The sequence below is a fragment of the Corynebacterium glyciniphilum AJ 3170 genome (assembly GCF_007673095.1).
Classification (GTDB): domain Bacteria; phylum Actinomycetota; class Actinomycetes; order Mycobacteriales; family Mycobacteriaceae; genus Corynebacterium.
The window spans coordinates 1-1,095 of sequence record NZ_VDYZ01000036.1 but is presented as its reverse complement, the minus strand read 5'-3'; the positions used below and the strand labels follow the sequence as shown (position 1 = coordinate 1,095).

The 1,095-nt window shown below is 64.2% G+C and carries 1 protein-coding gene; it reads left to right on the top strand.

Translation table 11 applies throughout. The features are described from left to right. Positions 1–113 precede the first annotated feature (113 nt). Positions 114–1,095: IS481 family transposase (locus FS507_RS16365; protein ID WP_145943831.1), on the top strand; the 982-nt coding region annotated here is incomplete at its 3' end.

The window sequence follows — 1,095 nt, the reverse complement described above, 5'->3', positions numbered from 1 at the left end:
TGTACTTCCCGGGGAGGTTGTGAACACTCCGTCGGGGGATGACGCATAAGGAAGACCTCCGGTAACCGTGGTGGGTGAATGACTACTCACGACGGGAAACCAGGAGGCCTTCCATGACCCACCGTAACGCACCGTTGACCCCGACCGGCAGGGCCCGGCTGGTGTCCCTGGTCATCAACCACGGCTGGAGTCAACGCCGCGCCGCTGAACGCTGCCAGGTCGCACCGGCCACCGCCCACCGTTGGGTGACCCGCCACCGCGCCGGCGAACCGTTGTCTGATCGCACCAGCCGGCCACACCGCTGCCCGCACCAGCTGTCACAGCAGCGGGAACGCAGGATCATCAAGCTACGGTTCACCCGCCGGTGGGGACCCCACCGCATCGGCTACCACCTCGGTGTCGCCCGCTCCACCGTCGGCCGGGTGCTGGAGCGCTACAACATGCCCGCCCTGGACTGTGTCGACCAGGCCACCGGCCTGCCGGTACGCAAGCGCCCGCCACACCGTTACGAGAAGTCCCGGCCCGGCGAGTTGGTGCATGTCGACATCAAGAAACTCGGGCGGATCCCTGACGGCGGTGGGTGGCGTACTGCAGGTAAAGGCACCGATCAGCACCGCACCAGCCGGAAGACAGCCAACCGGCCAGCACCGCAGAAAAGCTACCGTTATCTGCACCACGCCATCGACGACTACTCGAGAGTCGTGTATTCGGAGATCCTCGACGATGAGCGTAAGCACACCGCTGCGGGTTTCTGGACCCGGGCTGCGGCCTTCTTCGCTTCACTGGGGGTCACTGTTGAGGCGGTGATGACCGACAACGGTGCCTGCTACCGCTCTAACGCGTTCAACAACGCCCTCGGTGGGGACATCAAGCACCGGTTCACCCGGGCGTACCGGCCGCAGACCAACGGTAAGGTCGAACGGTTCAACCGCACGCTGATGAGCGAGTGGGCCTATGCGAGGCCGTACCTCAGCGAGGCGAATCGTGAGGTGGTGTACGAGCAGTTCCTGCACTACTACAATCATCACCGAGCCCACACCGCTATCGGAGGTTTGACTCCCTCAGCGCGTGTTCACAACCTCACGGGGAACTACA